The organism is Phycisphaerae bacterium, from assembly GCA_017999985.1.
Lineage (GTDB): Bacteria > Planctomycetota > Phycisphaerae > UBA1845 > Fen-1342 > JAGNKU01.
The window spans coordinates 63,494-85,248 of record JAGNKU010000017.1; the positions used below are offsets into that span (position 1 = coordinate 63,494).

Annotated in this window: 15 protein-coding genes; 10 read left to right on the top strand and 5 right to left on the bottom strand. The window is 66.6% G+C overall.

What is annotated here, in order from left to right; all coding sequences use genetic code 11:
* Positions 1-4: 4 nt before the first annotated feature.
* The 5 genes from KA383_18075 to KA383_18095 form a co-directional block, all read right to left on the bottom strand.
* Complete coding sequence (locus KA383_18075; GenBank protein ID MBP7748026.1) at positions 5-2,110, bottom strand: (Fe-S)-binding protein; 2,106 nt, start codon at positions 2,108-2,110, stop codon at positions 5-7.
* A 25-nt stretch (positions 2,111-2,135) separates the two neighbouring features.
* Entirely contained in the window at positions 2,136-3,080 is a 945-nt protein-coding gene (locus KA383_18080) for an electron transfer flavoprotein subunit alpha/FixB family protein (GenBank protein ID MBP7748027.1), read from the bottom strand.
* 67 nt (positions 3,081-3,147) lie between these two features.
* On the bottom strand, positions 3,148-3,918 hold the full coding sequence (locus tag KA383_18085) for an electron transfer flavoprotein subunit beta/FixA family protein (GenBank protein ID MBP7748028.1): 771 nt from the start codon (positions 3,916-3,918) through the stop codon (positions 3,148-3,150).
* A gap of 92 nt (positions 3,919-4,010) precedes the next feature.
* The gene (locus KA383_18090; GenBank protein MBP7748029.1) at positions 4,011-5,204 is read right to left on the bottom strand and encodes a (Fe-S)-binding protein; all 1,194 of its coding nucleotides are present in this window, start codon (positions 5,202-5,204) and stop codon (positions 4,011-4,013) included.
* Between the two features lie 67 nt (positions 5,205-5,271).
* Positions 5,272-6,075: a hypothetical protein gene (locus tag KA383_18095; GenBank protein ID MBP7748030.1), complete on the bottom strand. Its 804-nt coding sequence runs from the start codon at positions 6,073-6,075 to the stop codon at positions 5,272-5,274.
* A 1,475-nt stretch (positions 6,076-7,550) separates the two neighbouring features.
* Between KA383_18095 and KA383_18100 the strand changes: the two genes are divergently transcribed.
* The 10 genes from KA383_18100 to argH all read left to right on the top strand — a co-directional run bounded on the left by KA383_18100 (position 7,551) and on the right by argH (position 21,748).
* Positions 7,551-10,928, top strand: a complete 3,378-nt coding sequence (locus KA383_18100; protein MBP7748031.1) for a right-handed parallel beta-helix repeat-containing protein — start codon at positions 7,551-7,553, stop codon at positions 10,926-10,928.
* Positions 10,929-11,153: 225 nt separating this feature from the next.
* Positions 11,154-12,152 carry a hypothetical protein gene (locus tag KA383_18105; protein MBP7748032.1) on the top strand — a complete coding sequence of 333 codons (999 nt, stop codon included), beginning with the start codon at positions 11,154-11,156 and terminating at the stop codon, positions 12,150-12,152.
* A gap of 641 nt (positions 12,153-12,793) precedes the next feature.
* Entirely contained in the window at positions 12,794-14,017 is a 1,224-nt protein-coding gene (gene argG, locus KA383_18110; protein ID MBP7748033.1) for an argininosuccinate synthase, read from the top strand.
* A complete protein-coding gene (locus tag KA383_18115; protein MBP7748034.1) occupies positions 14,001-15,062 on the top strand; it encodes a hypothetical protein in 1,062 nt (353 codons plus the stop codon). Before argG ends, KA383_18115 begins: the two co-directional genes overlap by 17 nt.
* The gene (argC, locus tag KA383_18120) at positions 15,059-16,123 is read left to right on the top strand and encodes an N-acetyl-gamma-glutamyl-phosphate reductase (GenBank protein ID MBP7748035.1); all 1,065 of its coding nucleotides are present in this window, start codon (positions 15,059-15,061) and stop codon (positions 16,121-16,123) included. The genes KA383_18115 and argC overlap by 4 nt, the downstream gene beginning before the upstream one ends.
* A gap of 34 nt (positions 16,124-16,157) precedes the next feature.
* A complete protein-coding gene (locus KA383_18125) occupies positions 16,158-17,306 on the top strand; it encodes an aspartate aminotransferase family protein (GenBank protein MBP7748036.1) in 1,149 nt (382 codons plus the stop codon).
* The gene (locus KA383_18130) at positions 17,290-18,306 is read left to right on the top strand and encodes an N-acetylornithine carbamoyltransferase (GenBank protein MBP7748037.1); all 1,017 of its coding nucleotides are present in this window, start codon (positions 17,290-17,292) and stop codon (positions 18,304-18,306) included. Before KA383_18125 ends, KA383_18130 begins: the two co-directional genes overlap by 17 nt.
* Before the next feature lie 30 nt (positions 18,307-18,336).
* A complete protein-coding gene (gene argB, locus KA383_18135; protein ID MBP7748038.1) occupies positions 18,337-19,272 on the top strand; it encodes an acetylglutamate kinase in 936 nt (311 codons plus the stop codon).
* Entirely contained in the window at positions 19,269-20,375 is a 1,107-nt protein-coding gene (locus KA383_18140) for a M20/M25/M40 family metallo-hydrolase (GenBank protein ID MBP7748039.1), read from the top strand. The genes argB and KA383_18140 overlap by 4 nt, the downstream gene beginning before the upstream one ends.
* Positions 20,372-21,748: an argininosuccinate lyase gene (gene argH, locus KA383_18145; protein ID MBP7748040.1), complete on the top strand. Its 1,377-nt coding sequence runs from the start codon at positions 20,372-20,374 to the stop codon at positions 21,746-21,748. The genes KA383_18140 and argH overlap by 4 nt, the downstream gene beginning before the upstream one ends.
* Positions 21,749-21,755: the final 7 nt, after the last annotated feature.

Below are 21,755 nucleotides of genomic sequence, written 5' to 3' on the forward strand. Positions count from 1 at the left end.
CCTCCTATGGTGCGACTGGTTGCTGTGGCACCGGCTTGGGACCGGTGTCTGCGGCCGCAGCCGGTACCGGCGGAGTGCCGGCGACGCAGGCCTCGGCCACTAGCTCAATCAGGTCTTTGACGATCAGGCGGCCTTCCAGCCCGGCCGTCTTCACCGCGTCGCGGTACATCGTGAGGTCCTTCGGGCACGCGACGACGAAATACTGTACGCCGGGCAGCGTCGCTGCTTCGCGCACGCGGCTTTCGGCGGGGCGCTCCTTGACGTGGCCCTCTTCCATCCAGATGCGCCCACCGCCGGCGCCACAGCACAGGGCCCGGTCGCGATTACGCGGCATCTCGACCAGTTGGCAACCCAGGGCCGTCAGCACACGACGCGGGGCGTCGTAGACCTCGTTGTAGCGGCCCAGGTAGCAGGGGTCGTGGTACGTCACGACGCAGCCCAGCTTCTGGCGCACGGTTAGCCGCCCACCGCGCACGAACTCGTCCAGCAGCTCTGTGTAGTGCCGCACTGGGAACTTCGTGCTGAGCGGCTGCGTTTGCCCGTTGGTCCACGTGTATTCGTTCTTCAACGTGTTGTACGTGTGCGGGTCGGTGGTGACGATCTGCTCGAACTGGCACTTCTGTAGGGCCGCCACGTTCTTCTGAGCCAAAAGCTGGAACAGCCCCTCCTCTCCTGCACGCCGCAAGTCGTTCCCGGCATTGCGCTCAGCGTCGTAGAGGAGCCCGAAGTCCAGTCCTGCCCCCTGGAACACACGCGCCGTCGCCCGGGTGACCTCGGCCAGCGCGGGGCCGTACGAGGCGTAGTCACCCACGAACCACAGCGTCTGCGCCGGCTGCTTGCGAAGGTCCTTGATCTTGAAGTCCAGCCCTATTGTCCACTTCGCCCGCTGTTTGTCTGATTTGCCGAACGAGTTCCCGTAGCGCCGCAGGTTCTCCAGGGCCGTCGTGAGCAGCTTGTCGCCGCGCTGCCGGGCCAGCAAGGACCGCCGCAGGTCGACGATCGGTTGTACATGCTCAACAAAAAGCGGGCATTCACGGTCGCACGCGTAGCAGGTCGTGCAGGCCCACAGCATCTCATCGGGCAGGATGTCGCCGGTCAGGCGTTTGGCCAACACCGCCGTGAGTTCCGGCGGGTCGGCAGGAGCTTCGCTCTCCCGTGCATGTCGGTTGTGGCGTTGCGCTAATAGCGCCTGCCCGCGCTCAAACAGATGCGCCCGCAACGCCATGATGAGGAGTTTCGGGGAAAGCGCTGCCCCGCTGTTATGCGCCGGGCACACGTCCTGGCAGCGCCCACATTCGCTGCACGAGTACCAGTCCAGCATCTGCCGCCAGGTGAATTGCTCAATCCGGTCGACGCCTTCGGCGGCCGCAGCGGGCGCGAGGCGTCCCGCTGGCTCGCGATTGCGCAGCAGGACATTGAAGACCGAGGTAACGACGTGAAAATGCTTGCCCAGCGGCAGGAGCGTCAGGAACACAAGCACAATACCCAGGTGTAGCCACCAACACACAAGCGCCACATGGTGCTGGTTCTGGGCAGGCAGGCTGCGGAAGAAGCTGCCCACAAGCGCCGACACGGGCTGCCACATCCGCGCCACGTGGGCCTCGCCGAGATTCTGGCGAATCCCGGTGTGGCACAGCAACGTCACCATGATGGTAAGAATGAAGCAGAGAACGAGGTTGCCTTCGAACTGGTGGCTGCCCTGGTAGCGCTCCGGCCGCACCAGCACGCGGTAGTAAAGCCCGTAAAGCACCCCCGCGATGACGGCCAGCGCGATAAAGTCCTGAAGCAGTAGCAGTGGGCCGAATGTCGCCAGGAAGGGCAACACGAAGCCTGGAAACAGTCCTTCCAGAAGAGCTTGCAGAATCGTGGGCAGAAGCAGCACGAACCCCCAGAAGATGAACACGTGGGCCAGGCCTGTGCCTTTGAACCGGAATAAGCGCGCCTGGCCGCACACGAAGACCACGACATCTGCGATGCGCTGCCCCCAATCGACGAAGGGGCCCGCTGCCCGCCCCAGCCGCAAGTGCTGCACGCGCTGATAGCAGCGATAGCCGAACACGCCCACCGCGGCGAGCAGGCCGGCCAGGACTACGACCATCGAAGCTGTCATGCTGCCAAAACCTCGGTCTGAGCGGCTATTTCTTCAGCTTCTCCGCCAGCGCCGGCATCAACTCCAGCGCATTGCACGTCGTGCCGAACTGCGCCACATCGAAAATCGGCGCCTTGGCATCCGTGTTGATCGCGAGCATCAACTCGGCCTCGGGTACGCCTTCCAGGTGCTCCGGTGCGCCGCTGATGCCGATCGCAAGATAGAGCTTGGGCTTAACCTGTTTGCCGGATTTGCCGACCAAGCGGGTGGTCGGCAACCAGCCTTGGTCCACCACGGGCCGCGACCCCGACACGACGCCGCCCAGCGCGTTTGCCAGTTTCTCCGCCGCCGCGATGTTGTCCTGGTTCTGAATCCCACGCCCGACGGATACGAGGACTGCCTCTTTGGCGATATCTACGTCCGTCGCGGGGGGCTCGAGATACTGTTTGAAACGGGTACGCACGGCATCCAGCCCAGCCGGTGCGGCGACCGCCTCCACGGCGGGTGTCTTGCCAACACGCCCTTCATCCGGCCTGTACCCCCCGGGCATCACCGTTGCCAGGCAGGTGGGTTCGGGCAGCGGTCCGGTGGCGATCAGCTTTCCGCCGCAGGTTGGCGCGGAATACTGCACGTTCGCGCTGTCGAGCGAAAACGTCCGGCATGAAGTGGCGACCGGCCAATGCAGACGCTGGGCCAAACTACAGGCGAGATCAGTTCCCATCGCCGTGTGACCGAGCAGTACCAACCGCGGCTTGTGTTGTGCCAGCATGGCGGTCAGGACGCACAGATAGGCCTCCGGGTTGAACTCGGCCAGGCTCGCATGCTCGACGCAGACGACCCGGTCCGCCATGCCGAGCTCAGCGGCCAGCCTCCGGACGTCCTGCCCAATGAGTAGCGTGGTTAACTTCGTCTTCAGGCCATCTGCAAGTCGACGGCCGGCTGCCAGCATCGTGAAGGTGATGTCCGTGACTTTGCCGCGCAGCGTTTCCACAACGACGCACACTTCACCGCACATGGTCGATCCTCGGGCGGGCACAGGGCCCGCGGCTGCCACTTCGTCAGGCCACGACGCCCCGCTCGCGCAGCAGCGCCGCGAGCTTTTCTGCCACCTGTTGCACGTTGCCCTCGATCATCTCCGCATGGCTGCCGGATTCCGGTACCGCCATTGCCGATACCGGGACTTCCGTGTCAACCGTGACGCCGTCCACGGCGATTTCCTCGATCTTCGCGGTCTTCATCGCCTCCATGACCTTGCTGGTCACGACGTAGCGCGGCGGCTTCTCGGCCGCCTGGATCCCCAGCACGGCGGGGCCGCTAACTTCAATCTCAGCGTTAAGCCCGCCGGGGTACTCCTTCTGCACTACCAGGTGCCCGTCGCCGGCGGTGATCTTCGTGATGTACCCCACGTACGGAAGCTTGAGCTGCTCCGCGAGCAAGGCTCCGACAAAACCGTCGAGGTCATCGACGGCCTGCGTACCGGTCAGAATCAGGTCAAAGTGGATGCCGCTCAGCGCCTGCCGCAACGTCCCGGCGATGCGCTGGTTGCTCGGGCCCTGATCGAAGCCCTCGCCGGTGAGCTTGATCACGCGATCGGCGCCCTTCGCGATCGCAGTGAAGAGCGTCTCGTCCACGTCACCGGAGTCCAGCGTGAGCACCGTCACGCTGCCACCGTGCCGCTCCTTGAGCAGGAGCGCCTCCTCGAGTGCGTGGTCGTCCAGCTCGTTGGGCATCAGCCGCAGGAAGCTGCGGTCGAGCAGGCCGGTGCCGGCGTCGATCTCCAGGTCTTCCACCAGGTCCGGCACGAACTTGATCAACACGACGATGTCCATCGCGGGCGCTCCTTCTCAGCCCCCAGCCATCCGCCCTCAGCTAGCTTCGCCCGTGCAGTCTGGCTGGGAGCTGAAAGCTGCGGGCTGTCAGCTCAACCGAACATCGACTCCGCCAGCAACTCGGCGATGTCCTTCACCGCCAGCTTGCCTTCATTTCCGGTACTCTTGACCGCGTCCTCAAATCGGGGCGTCTCGTATGGGCAGGCCACCGCCAGCACGTCGGCTCCAACCGCGAGTGCCTCCTTGATGCGCCACTCGGTGGTGCGTGTGTGGGCTTTCTCCCAGGAGAAGCCGTCCAGCCACATCCCGCCGCCGCCGCCACCACAGCAGATGCTCAGCGCCCGGTTGTGCGACATCTCCACGAATTCCACACCCGGGATAGCCTGCAGGAGCTGGCGTGGCTCCGCATAGATGTTGTTGTCATTGGCCCGCCCCAGGTAACACGGGTCGTGGTACGTGACGCGCTGCGCACCGCGGTTTTGCAGGAGCGGCTTGATGCGATCGAAATGCTCAACCAGGTACTGCGTGTGGTGTTTCACCGTCCGGTCGAATCCGAGCCGCGGGTACTCGTGCTTCAAGGCGTTATAGGCGTGCGGATCGGCCGTGATGATTTCGCCGAAAGTATATTTCTTCATGGCAATCGCGTTTTTGCGCGCCAGCAATTCGAAGAGGCCCCACTCGCCCGTGAACGCCTGCGTGTCGCCGTCGCTGTTTTCCTCTGGGCCGAGAATGCCGAATTTCACATCCAGGACATACAGGACCTTGGCCAGCGCGCGGGTCACCTGCTGGACGCGCGGATGGTAGGAGCCGTAGTCGCCGACAAACCACAGCACGTCCACCGGTTCCTTGTGCGCAGCCATGACGGGCACCGGCACGGTGAAGTCCTTGGCCCAATCCGCGCGCTTCTTCGGCGATTCGCCCAGCGCGTTGCCGTATCGACGTGAGTTCCCCAGTGCGGTCTGCAGCTCAGCGGGAATGCTCCCGCCCACCAGCATCTCCGTCTTCAACGCCGACAGCAGGCCGCGCGTGAGCGGGATCTTGCTTGGGCAGACGCTGGCGCACGCGAAACACGATACGCACAACCAGATCGTGTCGCTCTCCAGTACGCCGTGCCAATCGTCTGCTCGCAGCGCGGCAATCAGCGAACGGGGTGGGTAATCCATCGCGAAGCCGTAGGGGCAGACGCCGCTGCAGGTTCCACATTGCAGGCATTTGCGGATCTGCTTGCCATCCGGTGTGGCTTGCACCACTTTGTCGAGGAACTCATGCGATGTTACGACCGACATGGTCTCACACCTCACGGCCGCCAGGGGCCTAATCGTGCGGAAGGAAGCAATGAAACGGCGCGGCGCATCATGCTTGGGCTGCCCGCGGGCCAGAGTTGACAAGGTTGGGCACCGGCGTCTCAGGGCCGGCCTTGGCCTCCGCCGTGTCCACCGCGTCATAGCGGCGGTCGTCGTCGCTCTTGAGCAGGTTGACGCAGAGGCGCGGCGCTCGGATTAACGGGGAGTGCGACAAACGCACCAACAATTGGGCGCGACTGTTGACCTGAAACCGGGCGTACAGACGCTTCACGTGGTCGTGGACCGTATGCGGGCTGAGCTGCAACTTGGCTACGATCTGCCCCTCGGACAGTCCTTCGAGGAGCAATTCGAGGGTTCGTTCCAGGTGCGGCGGAAGGTCTGCACTGGAGTCGTCGCCGGTGCGTCGCCAAAGCCGGCCGAGCTCGGCGTGAAACAACCCGACGATTCGTCGCTCCAACTCATCAAACGGTCCCTGACGGCCCGAACGGGTCACAATGATGAGATGTACGCAACTGGCACTCGGCAGGTACTGGTTCGAGCAAATGAAATGCTCGCAATCCAGCGTGCGCCACGGGTCGAGGTCCGGCCGCTGGCGCCACGCCCGATTCTGCGCCATCTGCTGGCGCGTACGCGTCAGCGTCGAATTCGTCCGACTAGCCAGGCCCTCTGGTCGGAAGTCAAATGCGTATCCGCCCCGCTCGACCAAGGCCCGATAAACGGAAACTAGCCGCGGGTCACTGACCCCACTGATGACAGCGCCCAATAGCCTGGGATTTCCGGGATTCTTGGGGATGATTGCCTCTGTGGCAATGCCGGTCGTGCCGTCCACTAGCCTGATAAGGCTGGCAAGCATGTGCCGTCGCCAGGCAATCGGTGATGCCCCCAAGTCCCGAACTTCGGAGAGCAGTCGGAACACGGAGCGAACATGGCCAAGTCTTAACTGTCTCCGGCCAAGACCCGGCGACACTTGTTTAGGGGTTGCCCGCGCTGTCGGCTGCTCGGATGCGCTCATGCCTCACCCCTATTTAGGGGAATCGGCTGTAAACATCCACAAGCCGATGCTAACGAGTCGAGCAAAGCAGTTCAAGTGGTTCCGAGTAGATTCTGAGATTTGGGTCAGAGCGGCCGCACCGCCTGGAGTTGTTAGTGCCACGGTCGGCCGCCATCGGCGTCTATCGCGCGCCGCCGCGGGCATGCTCAGTTTCAGGCGTACAGCAGCAAACAGACCACTCCCCAGCACCCCGTGGCCCACCACCAGGCGGCGGCGGTAGTGACCAGTCGGGGCGTCAGTACGGCGAATGAACGGCCTCGGAGCACTGTGATTAGCACGGCCGCAGTTACAGCCAGCGCCGCGACGACGTGGATGCCACCCAAGCCAGTCATTGCAAAATACATGCCAAAGTAGGTCGGCCCATTTTCGGGGACTGCCCACTTGGGGCGCGCGAGCTTGGCCAGGTATGCCGGGGCGAGGCCACTGGGACCGGGCGGCGCATCCGGGATGTAGGAGCGGTGGACGATGAAAACCGGCCACTCCTCCACCGCCTGCGAAGTTGGCGGCTGATCCGCCACGCTTGTGGCGCTTGACGTCGGTTGCGTCACTACCCGACCACCAGTCGAGGCCGTCGACGTCGCCGCGAAGCGTTTCTGCATGTCGCGCAGATCGCCGTCGGCTACGCGCGGGTCAGTGCCATGCATACCGACCGCGATCGGGTGTGTGGTTCAGTCAACAGACACAGAAGTCCTCGGCGCCCGGTGGTCCCCAGCGGAACGCGAACGCGGGCGGGTTGGCCAACGCCGGAGCCGCGTTCAGGCATCGTTTGGACGGCTTTCGGCGGGGTGGGCTACTATCAACGCTTGTCGCCGCGAGCGCCGCGTGGCGGCGACAGAGCAGGAGAGCGGTAGAGAGGAGAACGGAGAGCCGCAGAGGCGGTTCCCTGACCATAGGCCAGCATGTGTCATGGTGTGGAGGTGCCTGGGCGCACGGGCACCGCCCGAATTCGTCAGAAATCTGAAACTTGTCGGAACTTGTATGCCCCCGGCGCGTCCAATCATCTTGCATGCGACCGGAACGTCGCTGACGCGGAGGTGGTGTGTCATGGCGGGAGCACAGTGGACGGGGCGTGGGCCTGAAAGCGAGCCCGTCCGGCCTCCGAGCACACACGCCCGTCATGTAAGCCTCAGCGCCGCCGGCGGTTACCGAGTGGGTTGCTGCACACGACGGGGTCACTCTCAGAGTCCAGCCGCTGACGACGGGCGTCGCGTGGCCGCTGGCCAAGGGGGCCCCTGCTATCCGACTGCGGGCACACGCGGCCGGGAAGGAGGAATGCCATGCGGTTTCGTTTTGCGCATTGGGGCGCGGGGCTGTTGATCTCACTCGCGCCGGTCGCCGGGGCCGGCACGCTGTATGTCGATGACGACGCGTCGCCGGGCGGGAATGGAGGTAGCTGGGAGACCGCTTTCGCGTGTCTCCAGGACGCGCTGGCGGTCGCGGCGAGTGGCGACGAAATCCGCGTCGCGCAAGGCACGTACTTCCCGGACCGCGATGCCGAGCATCCCACGGGGACCGGCGACCGCGCGGCGAGCTTCACGCTCAAGGACGGCGTGGCGCTGGCGGGCGGATACGCGGGGCCGGGGGCGCCCGAGCCCGACGCGCGCGACATTTCCGCCTACGAGACGATCCTCAGCGGCGATATCGGCACGCCGGTTGACAACAGCGACAACAGCTACCACGTCGTGCAGGGCGGCGGTGCCGGTCCGACGGCGCTGCTCGACGGATTCACGATCACGGCTGGGCACGTGGAGGGCGCCTCGACCAGCGACGGCGGCGGTGGCGTGTACTGTCTGACCTCCAGCCCGACGCTGGCCAATTGCACGATCACAGCCAACTCGGCCAGCGGGAGGTTCGCGTTTGGCGCCGGTGTGTACTGCAATTCCAGCAGCCCGGCATTGATCGGCTGTGCGATTGTGGGCAACTCGGCCAACGGGACGTACAGCATCGGCGCCGGCATGTACTGCGAGTTCTCCTACCCGACGCTGACCACTTGCACAATCACCGGGAATTCCGCGACGGGAGGGTATGGCGACGGCGGGGGCTTGTACTGCTCCTCGTCGGACGCCACGCTGATTGGTTGCACGATCACGGGCAACGTTGTCGCCGACCATGCCGGCGGCATCTACTGTGGCGATTCCAGCCCGACATTCACAGACTGCGCTATTGCCGACAACACGGCGGGGCAAAGCGGCGGTGGCGTGTACTGCGGGTACTCTGACCCCACACTCACCAACTGTGCGGTAACGGGCAACAAGGCCGGCAGTGGCGATGGCGGCGGACTGTGCTTTGATTCTTCGACCCCGATCTTGGTCCGTTGCACGATCATGGGCAACTCGATCATGGAATCGTATGGCAATGGTCATGGTGGCGGAGTGTACTTTTCGTCGTCCTCCCCCACGTTGACCGAGTGCACGATCACGCGCAACACCGCTACCAATCACGGAGGCGGCATCTCTTGTCGCAATTCAGGGGCAACGCTCATCAATTGCACAATCACCGACAATGCCGCCGACCGTTATGGCGGTGGCGTGAACTGCTCCGGCTCCCCCGGTCCGACGTTGACCAACTGCATGCTGGCGGGCAACTTGGCCGCTTCTTCCGGCGGTGGCGTCTACTGTTATCCTCCCAGCGACCTTACGCTGACCAACTGCATACTCTGGGCCAACACGCCGGGGTCAATCGCGCCCCAGAGCGGCAGTCCCATCGTGACGTACTGCGACGTGGAAGGCGGGTGGAGTGGCGCGGGGAACATTGACGCCGACCCCGCTTTCGCCTTTCCGGGCGACCCGCATTTGTTGAGCGGTTCGCCGTGCATCGACGCCGGCAGCAATAGCCCTCCCGGTGGCCTGCCTCCGAGCGACCTCGATGGGCAGCCCCGGCCGCTCGACGGCGACGGCGATGGTTCGGCGATGGCAGACATCGGCGTCTACGAATTCAACCCGGCCACGCCAACGCTGGCCCTCACCGCAGCGCGGCTCACATTCGTGGTCCCGGTGGGGCAGAGCGGGTCACAAACGTTGGGCATTCGCAACAGCAGTGCGGGCGCATTGGCTTGGGCATTGACGTGGAAGGCTGACTGGCTGACGGCCGATCCCGCGAGCGGGGAATCGACAGGCGAGATCGACACGGTGACGCTGACGGCGGACACGGCACAGTTGGCGCACGGAAGGCACGTCGCCACGGTGTGGGTGAACTCGGATCAGGCCTTCAATGCCCCGCGCGCCGTGCTGTTGGAGGTGCGCGCAACCTCGGGATTGCATGTCCCGAGCGAGTATCCGACGATCCAAGCGGCGATCGACGCCGCGGTGCCCGGTGACGAAATCGTCATAGCCGACGGCGTGTATACCGGCGCGGGAAACCGGAACCTCGATTTTCATGGCCTGTCGATCACGGTGCGATCCGCGAGCGGCGATCCGACCACGTGCATCGTTGACTGCGAGGGCAGCGGACGGGGTTTCAACTTCCATAGCCGTGAGAGTGCTGCTTCAATCGTGCAGAGTCTGACGATCCGAAATGGGGGCACTGGCGGCGTGTCCTGCGTCAACCACTCTTGCCCAACGCTAACCAACTGCATAATCACTGGCAACACGGCCAGCAACGGCAACGGCGGTGGTTTGTATTGCGCCTTCTCCAGCCCAGCGCTGACCAACTGCGCGATCACGGATAATGTGACCGTCATCGACGGCGGAGGCGTGTACTGCGAGTACTACGCGAGCCCGGTGCTGGCCGGTTGCAGGCTCATGGGCAACGTGGCCGATGACGGCGGAGCCCTGTACTGCAGCCGCGGCTCCGACCCGATGCTCACCAACTGCGCGATCACGGGCAATGCGGCCAACTTCCAGAGCGGCGGCGGCATATACTGCGAGCTCTCGAGCCCAACGCTCACGAACTGCACGATCTCGGGCAATACGGCCAGTGCGGACGGCGGGGGCCTATGCGCGCGCGCCGCCAACCCAACGCTGGCCAATTGCATCCTCTGGGCCAACACGCCTCAGGAGATCTACGTCTCTTCAGGCAGCCCGGTCGTGACTTACTGCGACGTTCAGGGCAGCTACGAAGGCATTGGCAACATCGACGCGAAACCACTTTTCGTGCGCGACCCGGACCCTGGCCCGGACGGGCAATGGGGCACGCCGGACGATGATTTCGGCGATCTCCACCTGACGCACGGTTCGCCCTGCATCGACGCCGGCGATAATGCGGCCCTGCCGGATGAGGTCACGCTCGACCTGGACGGCAATCCGCGTTTTATTGATGTGCCCTGCCGCCCCGACACGGGCAATGGCACGCCGCCGATCGTGGATATGGGGGCCTATGAAGCGCCCGGCGATGTGTTCATCGACTGCAACGGCAATAGCGTGGACGACCTGTGCGACGTGCTCGACGGCACGAGTCTCGACGCGAACGGCAACGGCGTGCCCGACGAGTGCGAGGTTTGCGTCGGCGACCTGGATTGCAGCGGGGCCGTCGACTTCGTCGATATCAACGCGTTCGTGCTCTACCTGTCGAACTTCCCCGTGTGGCAAGCGACCTACGCCGGTTGCTTGGTGGCCAACGGCGACATCGACGGCGACGGCGTGTGCCCGTCGTTCAGCGACATCAACCCGTTCGTGACGCTGCTCTCCACCCACTGGCTGCCGATGCAGTGCCCGTAGCGGTCCAAAGTTGCCAGCGCACAGCCATCGCTCCGCGGTCAACGCCGGCGGTGTTTGGCCCCTCACACTGCCCTCTCACGGAAGGGGAGCGGGGTCGCGGGACCGGACTTGGGGTGACACGCTGTGGCGGGCTCCGTGCGGCAGCGTATACTGGCAGCCACGGCGGTCCGGCGGGCGCCGTTCGAAGCGAGTTGCAATTACGCCGGTGTGCAACGGGAGAAGCGCATGCGAACGCGGAGGCTGCTGAACGGGCTCGTGGCGGCGGTCATGCTGGGCGGGGCGGGGCTGGCCTGGGCCGGGGATAAGGTCGAGCTGAAATACCGGCTCGAGGTCGGGAAGAAGTACTACCTGCGGATGCGCGCGGATGAGAAGATCACGCAGGAAATGCTGGGCCAGAAACAGGAGATGGAGCAGACGCTTGGCTTTGAACACGCGCTGGTGCCGACGGCGGTCGACGCCGCGGGCATCACCGCCCAAATAACATTCGAGCGGGTCGTGTTTCGGCAAAAGGGCGCTACGGGCAGCGTGGACTACGACTCCAAGGATGCGCCCACGGACGTGCCCCCGGCGGCGCGCAGCATGGCCGCCCTGGCCGGCTTCACGCTCACGGTCCAATGGCGGCCGAACGGCGAGATCGTTGAAGTCACCGGCGTGCAGGAGCTGCTGGAAGCGGTGCTGGCGCAAATCCCGGACGACGCAGCGGGCGCGCAGTTGCGTGAGCGCATCAAGGACCAACTCAGCGCGGACGGCATGATTGAGACCGTGAGCGACGTGCTGGTAGTGCTACCGGATGAGCCGGTTGCGGCGGGTGATACCTGGTCCCACCGCGTGACCCTGAGCAAGGAGTTGGGGTTGAGCACCGAGACCACGTATACGCTGAAAGAGGTGCGTGGGCGGCGCGCCGTCGTTGCCGTGGTTGCGAAGGTCTCGTCCGACCCGGACAAGACGCTCGCGATGGGGCTGCTCAAGGCGCGCAGCAACCTGAAAGGAGAGCAGCGCGGCTCGGTCGAAATCGACCTCGACACCGGGCTGCCGGTGAAAGGTGACGCCCAGGGCGCCATCAACGGTGAACTGACCATGACGGGCGGCCCCGATGCGCCGGGCGGCGGCGAGCTGAAGGTGCCGATGAAGATCGAATTGCGGACGCGCCTTTCCGGCGGCAAGTCGAGGGCGGAGTCGGACGAAAGCGAGCAAGATAAGGCGGGCAAGAAGAGCGCGGGCTAGTCGGCGTGAACGCGGGGGCGGGCCTGCCCGCGCGCCTGGCGCCTGGGCAGGCGACGCGGTGGGTGATTGGCGCCCCGTACCGTCGTGCGGGATACTGAGCAGAGCACCGGGGGCCGGGCGGCGTCACCTTTCCCGAGCGCGGGCGACGGCGGGGTTCTCCGGCACTTTTGTGCAGTCCATGCTGCGCACCCCTTGACACGCGGGGCGGCACGCATAAGATTGCAGAATTAGTAATTAATTCATGGCCGGAACGTCGATGGGCAAGTAGCCGAATCGCCGGACCGTCGCGCCGATCGCCACGCGGCGACCGGCGCCCGTGAGGTGGCACGAAATGGGTCATGGGTGCGAGGAGCGACATTCATTGAGTGTCCCAGCGTGCGTCGGCCGGGTGCCGCGTGGCTCCGGCGGGGCCGGTGGTCGCCTGCGCCCTGCCCGGGTGACTAGCCGTCGCGCGTGCCGGCCCGGTCGCCGCCATTATGAATTAATCACATCCAGTGCACTGTCTGCCGACTGCCGGCCGCTGCGCCCGTGCCCCGCTGCGATCCGTGCAGACGCCACCCGCCGCCGCCGTACCGCGCGCCGGCGCGTCTAGCCGCCCGACTCCCCGGGTGACTGGCTAACCCCTTTTTGGAAAGATCAACATGACATCACGCGTGGTACTGGCATTCTCGGGCGGACTCGACACGACCTACTGCGCCCTCTGGCTGCGCGAACAGGGCTACGCGGTCCACACTGTCACTGTGCAGACCGGCGGCTTCGACGCCGATGAGCTTGCGCTGATCGCCAAGCGTGCCCGGGCCGCCGGCGTCGCCGAGCACCGCACGATCGACGCCCGGCCCGAGCTGTGCGACGACTTCCTGCGCTACCTCATCTTCGCCAACGCGCTGCGCGGCGACGTGTATCCGCTTTGCGTGGCGGCCGAGCGCGTCGCCCATGCCCGCCGCTGCGCCCAGTACGCCGTTGAGATCGGAGCGGATGCCCTGGCCCACGGCTCCACCGGCGCCGGCAATGACCAGGTGCGCTTCGATGTCGCGTTTCGCGTATATGCCCCGCGGCTGAAGATCCTCACGCCGATCCGCGATCAGACCCTGAGCCGCGCGCAGGAGACGGACTATCTGAATGCCCACGGCATCGACATCCCCGCGCAAGTGACGCGCTACTCGATCAACCGCGGCCTGTGGGGTGCGACGATCGGCGGCGCCGAGACGCACCGCAGCGACGCCTGGCTGCCGGACGAGGCCTGGGTGCTCACCGCTGCTCCCGACCAGCGACCAACGTCGCCGGAAGACGTGGAGATCGGCTTTGACCACGGCGTGCCGACGATGCTCGACCGCCGGCCGCTGGACATGGTCGGGCTGATCGAGACGCTCAATGGCCGCGCCGGTCGGCACGGCGTCGGGCGCGGCATGCATGTCGGCGACACGATTCTGGGGATCAAGGGACGCGTTGCTTTCGAGGCGCCGGCCGCTGCCGTTTTGATTCCCGCCCATCGCGAGCTCGAGAAGCTCGTGCTTTCGCGCCAGCAGTTGCTCTGGAAACGCACGCTCGGCGATCTGTATGGCGGACTGCTGCACGAGGCGCGGTTCTTCGATCCGCTGACGCGCGATCTGGAGGCGTTCCTGACTTCGTCGCAGCGCCACGTGACGGGGGCGGTCAGCGTCCGCCTGCACGCCGGCCAGGCCACCGTACTCGGTGCGCGCAGCCCGTACTCGCTCATGAATCCGGAGCTGGCGCTGTATGGCGAAGGCAGCACGCTGTGGACCGGCGCCGAGGCGGCGGCGTTCGCGAAGCTCTACGGGTTGCAGGACTGGCTGGCCGCGCGGGTGGTGGCCGAAAGCGAGGGCAGCCGTGCGCATCTGGCTTGACAAGATTGCTTCGGCGACGAGCAACGTCCCGCTGCGCCGCGAGGTCCGCGTCAGCCCGGAGATCATCGCGCGCGAAGGCTACATCGTGGCCGGGCAGGTGCGCGGCGAGAAGTCCACGTACAACCAACTAGAGGACATCCACGGCCGGATGGTCACCCTGCACGATGGCGACGTGATTGCCGGCGTGCTCGGCCAGCGCAACGCCCTGCACGGCTATTCCGGCCACGTGCCCGCGTCGGTCGCGGTCGGCGACGTCCTGCAGGTGCTCAACCTCGGCGGCGTGATTGGGAAGTGCACGTCCGAGAACCCCGACGTCGGCCGCGCGTTCGACCTCGAGGTGCTTGGCAGCGTGCTGGTGTTCCCCGAATTCGAGAGCCGTGCGGGCGTGCCCGCCCATATTGGCATGAACGCCATCACCGCCGACGGCCTCGCGCGGCCGACCGTGCCGGTGGTCTACGTTGCCGGCACGTGCATGAACAGCGGGAAGACCGCCGCGGCGTGTCAGGTAATTCGCCAGCTCGCCAAGCGCGGGCTGGCGGTGGGGGCGTGCAAGCTGACCGGCGTCTCGCTGCGGCGCGATGTGCTGCAGATGCGCGACTACGGCGCCCGCTGGGCCGTGTCGTTCACCGACGCCGGCAGTGTGTCGACCAGCGCCGGCAGCGCCGTCTCCGTGGCCCGCACACTGGTCACGCACCTCGCGCACACCGATGCCGCCGTCATCGTGGCCGAGTTGGGCGACGGCGTGCTGGGCGAGTACGGCGTCGCGGAGATCCTGGCGGATGCCGAGTTGAAGAGCCTCGCCGCGGTCGTGGTGCTGTGTGCGACCGATCCGGTGGGGGCCTGGGGTGCGCAGCGCTTGCTGCGCGAGCGATTCGATCTCGCGATTGACGTGATCGCCGGCCCGACGACCGACAACGCGGTCGGCACGCGGTTTGTTCAGGAGCAGCTTGGATTGCAGGCGATCAACGCCCGGACGCACGGCCGCGAGCTGGGTGCCCTGGTCGCGGCGCGGCTGGCCGAGCGTGCCCCGCAGGTGGTGGCATGAAGCGGCCGATTCACGTGGCGATCCTGGGCGCCAGCGGCTACGGCGCCGGCGAATTGCTGCGGTTGTTCACGCAGCATCCGGAGGTCGAAGTCGTGTCGGCGACGTCGACGTCGCAAGTGGGACAGCCGCTGGCACAACTCCACCCGCACTTACGCGGCTTCTACGACCTGCGGACGACGGCAGCGGTTGATTTCGAGCAACTGCTGGCGGGCGAGTACGCCGTCGTGTTTTCCGCGCTCCCGCGCGGCGCCAGTGGCAGCGCCCTCGACGCGTTGCTCACCACCGTGCAACGCGTGCCCGGGCAGGACTGCCTGCGTGTCATTGATCTATCGGGCGATCTGCGCCTGACCGACGCCGGGCAGCACGCGCGCCACTACCCGAATACGCCGCTCTTGCCCGAGCGGCGGCGCATGTTCGTCTACGGTTTGCCCGAGCTGTTCCGCGCGCAAATCCGCACCGCCCGTTGCATTACGAACCCTGGTTGCCTGGCGAGCGCGGCGATTCTCGCGGCCGCGCCGCTGGTCAGCGGCGGCTACGTGGGACCCCTGGCGATCGACGCGAAGACGGGCTCGTCCGGGGCGGGCCGCCAGCTCAAGGAGACGACGCACCATCCGACGCGTCACGCCGACTTCCGCGCGTACGAGCCGCTATCGCACCAGCACGAGCCGGAAATCCGCCAAGCCCTGGGTGATCCCACGGGCGCGCGCATCCAGACGAGCTTCATCGCCCAGAGCATGGATACCGCGCGCGGCATTTTTCTCACGTTGCATGCGACGCTGCCGGAGCCGCTTGATACAGCGGCGCTGCACCGGCGGTACACGGCGTTCTATGCCGAAAGCCCGTTCGTACGGATCATCGCGGGCTCGCCGGCGCTGCAGAACGTAGTCGGCTCGAACTTCTGCGACATCGGCCTCGCTGTGCGCGACCGCCAGGTGATCGTGATGGCCGCCATTGACAACCTGGTGAAGGGCATGGCCGGCACGGCGATCCAGAACCTGAACCTGATGTGTGGCCTGCCCGAGACGACCGGCCTGTGGGTGCCGGCGCTGCGTCCGGTGTAGTGCGTGACGGCATCATGAAGGAGTGCCTGTGAAGATGCCGGCCTTGGTTGAGACCTACGCCCAGTTTCCGTTTACGCTCGTGGCGGGGCAGGGGGCTCGCGTGCGCGACACGACCGGCCGCGAGTACTGGGACTTCTACGGCGGTCATGCCGTTGCCCTGCTGGGGCAGGCGCATCCGGCGGTCGCGCAGGCGCTGCAAGCACAAGCGCAGCGACTGTCGTTCTACTCGAACGTCGTGCCGCTGGAGGTGCGTGTGCGGGCGGCGGAGCGTCTGTGCGCGTTCGCGCCGAACGGACTGGAGCACGTCTTCTTCTGCAACAGCGGCGCGGAGGCCAACGAAAACGCGCTGAAGATCGCCATCCAGCACACTGGCCGCCGACACATCGCCGCGCTCGAGGGTGCCTTCCATGGCCGCACGCTGCTCGCACTGGCCGCCACGGCGAAGCAGAACCTGCGGCAGCCCTTCGACGGGCTGCTCTGCCCGACCCTGCGGCTACGACCGAACGTGCTGGAGGATGTGGCGCAAATCGACGAACGAATTGCGGCGGTGATCGTGGAGCCGATCCTGAGCACCGCCGGCGTGGTCGAGCTGCAACCCGAGTTTCTCGCCGCGCTCCGCCAGCGCTGCGACGCCGTCGGCGCCCGGTTGATCTACGACGAAGTGCAGACCGGCATGGGGCGCCTCGGCCGCCCGCTGGCCGCCGGCGAGTTCGGCGTCATGCCGGACATGGTGACGCTGGCGAAGGGCATCGCTAACGGCGTGCCGATGGGGGCGGCACTGATGACGCCGGCGGTGGCCGCACGGGTGAAACTGGATGACCTGGGCACGACTTTCGGCGGTGGGCCGCTCGCGTGTGCGGCGTTGCTGGCCGTACTCGACTCGATTGCGGCCGCGGGACTCGTTGAGCACGCGCGAGCGCTGGGCACACGGATGCAGACCGCGTTGCGCGCCGGTCCCGTGGAAGAGGTGCGCGGTCGCGGCTGTTTGATCGGCCTGCGCGTCCGCGGTGAAGCGCGGCCGGTTCAACGGGCGTTACTCGACCGCGGCTTCATCACGGGCACGAGCGCCGACCCGCGCGTGCTGCGCCTGCTGCCGCCGATCAATCTACCCTTTGAGGCTGTTGATGCACTGGCCGCCGCCTTGGCGACTCTGGGAGAACCAACCGATGCGACACTGGCTTAGCCTGCTGGAGTATGAACCGCGCGAACTCGCTGAATTGGTGGCGCTGGCCCGCCGCTTCAAGGCCGGCACCGCGACCAAGGAAGCCGCCGCCCTGCGTGACCGCATCCTCACGATGGTCTTCTTCAATCCGTCGCTACGGACACGCACCTCGTTCGAGGCAGCGATGCTGCGCTACGGCGGGCACTCCATCTGCCTGAACGTCGGCGGCGACACGTGGAAACTGGAGCATCGCGACGGCGTCGTGATGGACGGCGATTGCTCGGAGCACGTTCGCGAAGCCGCGCGCGTACTGAGCCGCTACGGCGATCTGCTCGCGGTGCGCACCTTTGCCGCCCTGAAGGACGCCGCCGAGGACGCCGAAGACCGCGTGCTGCGTTCGTTTGCCCGGTACGCGACGGTGCCGGTGATCAACATGGAATCCGCCGTGGACCACCCGTGCCAGGGGCTCGCCGACTGGCAGACTATGGACGAGCGGCTGAACGGCACGCGCGGGCGGCGTTTCACGCTCACGTGGGCGCCGCACGTGAAGGGCCTGCCCCTGGCCGTGCCGCATACGGCCGTGCTGGCGGCCGCGGCGGCGGGGATGCACGTCACAATCGCGCACCCGCCGGGCTACGAGCTGAGCCGGGCGATTCTGGACCGCGCCCAGAGCTGGTGCGCCGCGGCCGGCACGCGTTTCAGTGTGACCCACGAACAGCGCGACGCCGGCTGCTCCGCGGATGTGCTTTATGTGAAGAGCTGGGGCAGCCCCGGGTTTTACGGCCAGGCCGACGCCCAGCGCGCGAGCTTCAAGCAGCACGCCGCGTGGATGGTCGACGCCGGCCATCTCGGCCCCGAGACGCTGCTGCTGCACTGCCTGCCGGTCCGCCGCAACGTGGTCATCAGTGACGCGGCGTTGGACGATCGGCGGTCGATCGTCGTGGACGAAGCCGAGAACCGCATGTGGGCGCAGGCGGCGATTCTGAGCCACTTGCTACGCTCGTCGCATGGCTCGAAGTAGGAACCCTAGCCCGTACGCACGAGGTTCACGATGCACCTGCAAGCCAACCTGAAGGCCCTCCGCACCGCCGTCCCGTACATCCGCGCGTACAAGGGCCGCGTGTTCGTCGTGAAGCTCGGCGGCGCGGTGTGCGAGCCCGGCAAGCTGCTCGATGGGATCGTCGACCAGCTCGCGCTGCTGTACCAACTGGGTATCAAGCTCGTGGTCGTGCACGGCGGCGGCCCGCAGGCGAGCGCGCTGAGCCAGCGCCTCGGCACTCCGCCCAACATCTTCGCCGGCCGGCGCATCACCGACGATGCCGCACTCGAAGCCGTGAAGATGGCCCTGGCCGGCACGGTGAACACGAACCTGCTCGCCGCTTTCCGCAAGGCCGACGTGCCCGCCGTCGGCCTCAGCGGCGTGGATGGGCGCCTGCTCGCCGCGCGCAAGCGGCCGGCGCAGACCGTCTCCGATCCGGCGACTGGTGAAACACGCGAAGTCGATTTCGGGCACGTCGGCGACATCGTCGATGTGCGCGCGGACGTGCTGAAACACCTGCTGACTGGGGAGTACGTGCCGGTCGTCTGCTCGCTGGCTGCGGACGCCGGCGGGCGCATTTACAACGTGAATGCCGACACGGTCGCGTCCCGGATCGCGATCGCGCTCGAAGCGGCGAAGTACTTCCTGGTCAGCAGCGTCGATGGCGTGATGCGCGACCCGTCCGACCCCGCGTCGCTGCAGTCGTATCTCGACCTGGAGCAGCTCGACGCGCTGATCGCCACCGGCGCCATCAGCGGCGGCATGCTCCCCAAGCTGGCGGCGTGCCGCGACGCGCTCTGCAGCGGCGTCCCGCGCGTCCATATCATCAACGGTCTGGCACCGGATACGTTGCTCGGCGAGGTGTTCACGAACGAGGGCTGCGGCACCCTGATCGTCCAGCAGCGCAACGGGCTGAACAACGGCACGCCGCACGCGGTGACGCCATGATCGAGCGGCTGATGCGCTATGTCGCGACGCGCAGCCTGTCGCGCCAGGAGCACGAGCTGGCCGACCTCGTCGGGGCGGACCTGGAAAGAGCGGGGCTTGCCGTGCACCGGCAGGGCAACAACATCTGGTGCGAGCTGGGCGACACGGCGCGGCCGCGCTTGCTGTTGAACTCGCACCTGGACACTGTGCCGCCGGGCAACGGCTGGTCTGCTGATCCGTGGCAGCCGCGCCGCGTCGCCGGGCGTCTGGTCGGCCTGGGCGCCAACGATGCCAAGGGTTGCGTCGTGGCGCTCATCACGGCCGCGCTCGCATTGCACGCGCGACTGAATGCCGGTGCGCCGCTGGGGGGCACCGTGGTGCTGGCCCTCACAGCCGAGGAAGAAATCAGCGGTGCGGGGCTGGCGACGATCCTCGACCAACTGCGGCCGCTCGACGCCGCACTGGTCGGCGAGCCCACTGGTCTGGTGCCCATGATCGCGCAGCGGGGCTTGCTCAGCCTGCGCGGCACGGCCCGTGGCCGCAGCGCCCACCCGGCCAACACGCCGATGGATTCCCCCGATAATGCCATCTTCACTGCCGCCCGCGACCTCGTGCACCTGCGCGACTTCGACTGGGGCCCGCCGCACCCGCTGCTCGGCCGCTGCCACGCGCACGTCACGAAGATCACCGGCGGCGTCGCCCGCAATGTCGTGCCGGACACATGCGAGTTCCATCTCGACATCCGCACGACGCCGGGCGAATCGCACCAGGCGTTGTACGAGCGACTCTCACGCGCCCTGCGCAGTGAACTGGCCATCCACAGCGCCCGCCTCGTGCCGGTCGAAACCGACCCCGACGCCGCGATTGTCCAAGCCGTCCGCCGCGCGCTGCCGAACACCCCACCCGCCGGCAGCCCCGCAATGAGCGATATGGTCTTCCTCGCCGGCGTGCCCAGCGTGAAGATCGGCCCCGGCCTGTCCGCCCGCTCGCACACGCCGGACGAGTTCATCACCGATGACGAGTTGGCGGCCGGCGCCACGGCATACGAGCGGATTGCGCGGGAATACTGCAACTTGCGCGCTTCTGCCGCGTCGGTAAGCGCGACTGCGGAGGGCCAGGCATGACGCCGTCACCACCCACGCGCCTGTGGCACAAGGACGTCGCGCTGGACGAAATCGTTCACCGTTTCACGGTCGGCGATGACCCTGCCTGGGATCAGCACCTCGTCCACTGGGACTGCCTTGGGTCGGTGGCCCACGTGCAGACGTTGGCAAGGGCGCGGCTGCTGACGGACGCCGACCGGGACGCGCTGCTTGTGGGCTTGGCGGACATCGACGCCCGCGACCGGGCCGGCCAGTTCGTGATTCCGCCGGAGCTCGAGGACTGCCACACCGCGATCGAGGCGGACCTCGTCGCACGTTGCGGCGCGGTCGGCGGCCGCATCCACGCCGGCCGCTCGCGCAATGACCAGGTTGCCACCGCGCTGCGCCTGTTCCTGCGACACTTCACACTGCATTGGCTGGCGCGACTGCACGACTTCGCGGCGGCGGCGCTGGAACGCATCGACCGCGACGGCGATATCCCGATGCCCGGCTACACGCACATGCAAGCCGCGATGCCGTCCAGCATCGGCCTCTGGCTGCACGCTCACGTCGAGGCGGCGTTGGAGCAGATGCACGCCGGCCTCGATCTCCTGCGGCGACTGGATGCCTGTCCGCTGGGTACGGGGGCGGGCTATGGCGTGCCGCTGCCGCTGGATCGGTCATACACCGCCGCGCTGCTCGGCTTCACGCGCGTCCAGCGCAACCCGCTCGATGTGCAGAACAGCCGCGGCCGTATGGAGCTGTACTTTGCACGCGTGGCCGCGGACATCGCTGCGCTGGTCGCCAAGCTCGCCTGCGACCTGTTGCTCTTCTCGACGGCGGAGTTCGGGTTCTGCAGCCTGCCGACCGAGATGACCACGGGCTCGTCCCTCATGCCGCACAAACGCAACCCGGACGTGTTGGAGTTGCTGCGGGCACATGAGGCCCGCGCCCGCGCTCGCGTCCTGGAAATCGAGTCCATCACAGCGAAGCTGCCCAGCGGCTATCACCGCGATCTTCAATGGACCAAACCGCCGGCCATCCGCACCGCACTCGATACGGCGGACATCCTCGCCGTCGCCACGCGCGTGCTGAGCGGTCTCGAAGTTCATCGCGACCGGCTGGCGGCGGCCATGCGCCCGGAGTTGTACGCCACGCATGCAGCGCTCGCGCTGGTGCGGCAGGGGATGCCTTTCCGCGAGGCTTATCGTCAGATCGCCGCCGACGTCACCGCCGGCCGTTTCGATGCCCGGGCCGCCGCGCAGTGGCATGACGGTGGCGGGCGCCTTACAGCGGGGCTGTCGAGCGAGACCCGGGCGGAGCTCGCCCAGTTGCGGCAGCAACTGGACGCGTGGCAAACACGGGTGCAGGCCGCGGAGGCAGCCCTGTTGCCGGCGCCCGCGCTCCAGGCCTAGTTCTCAG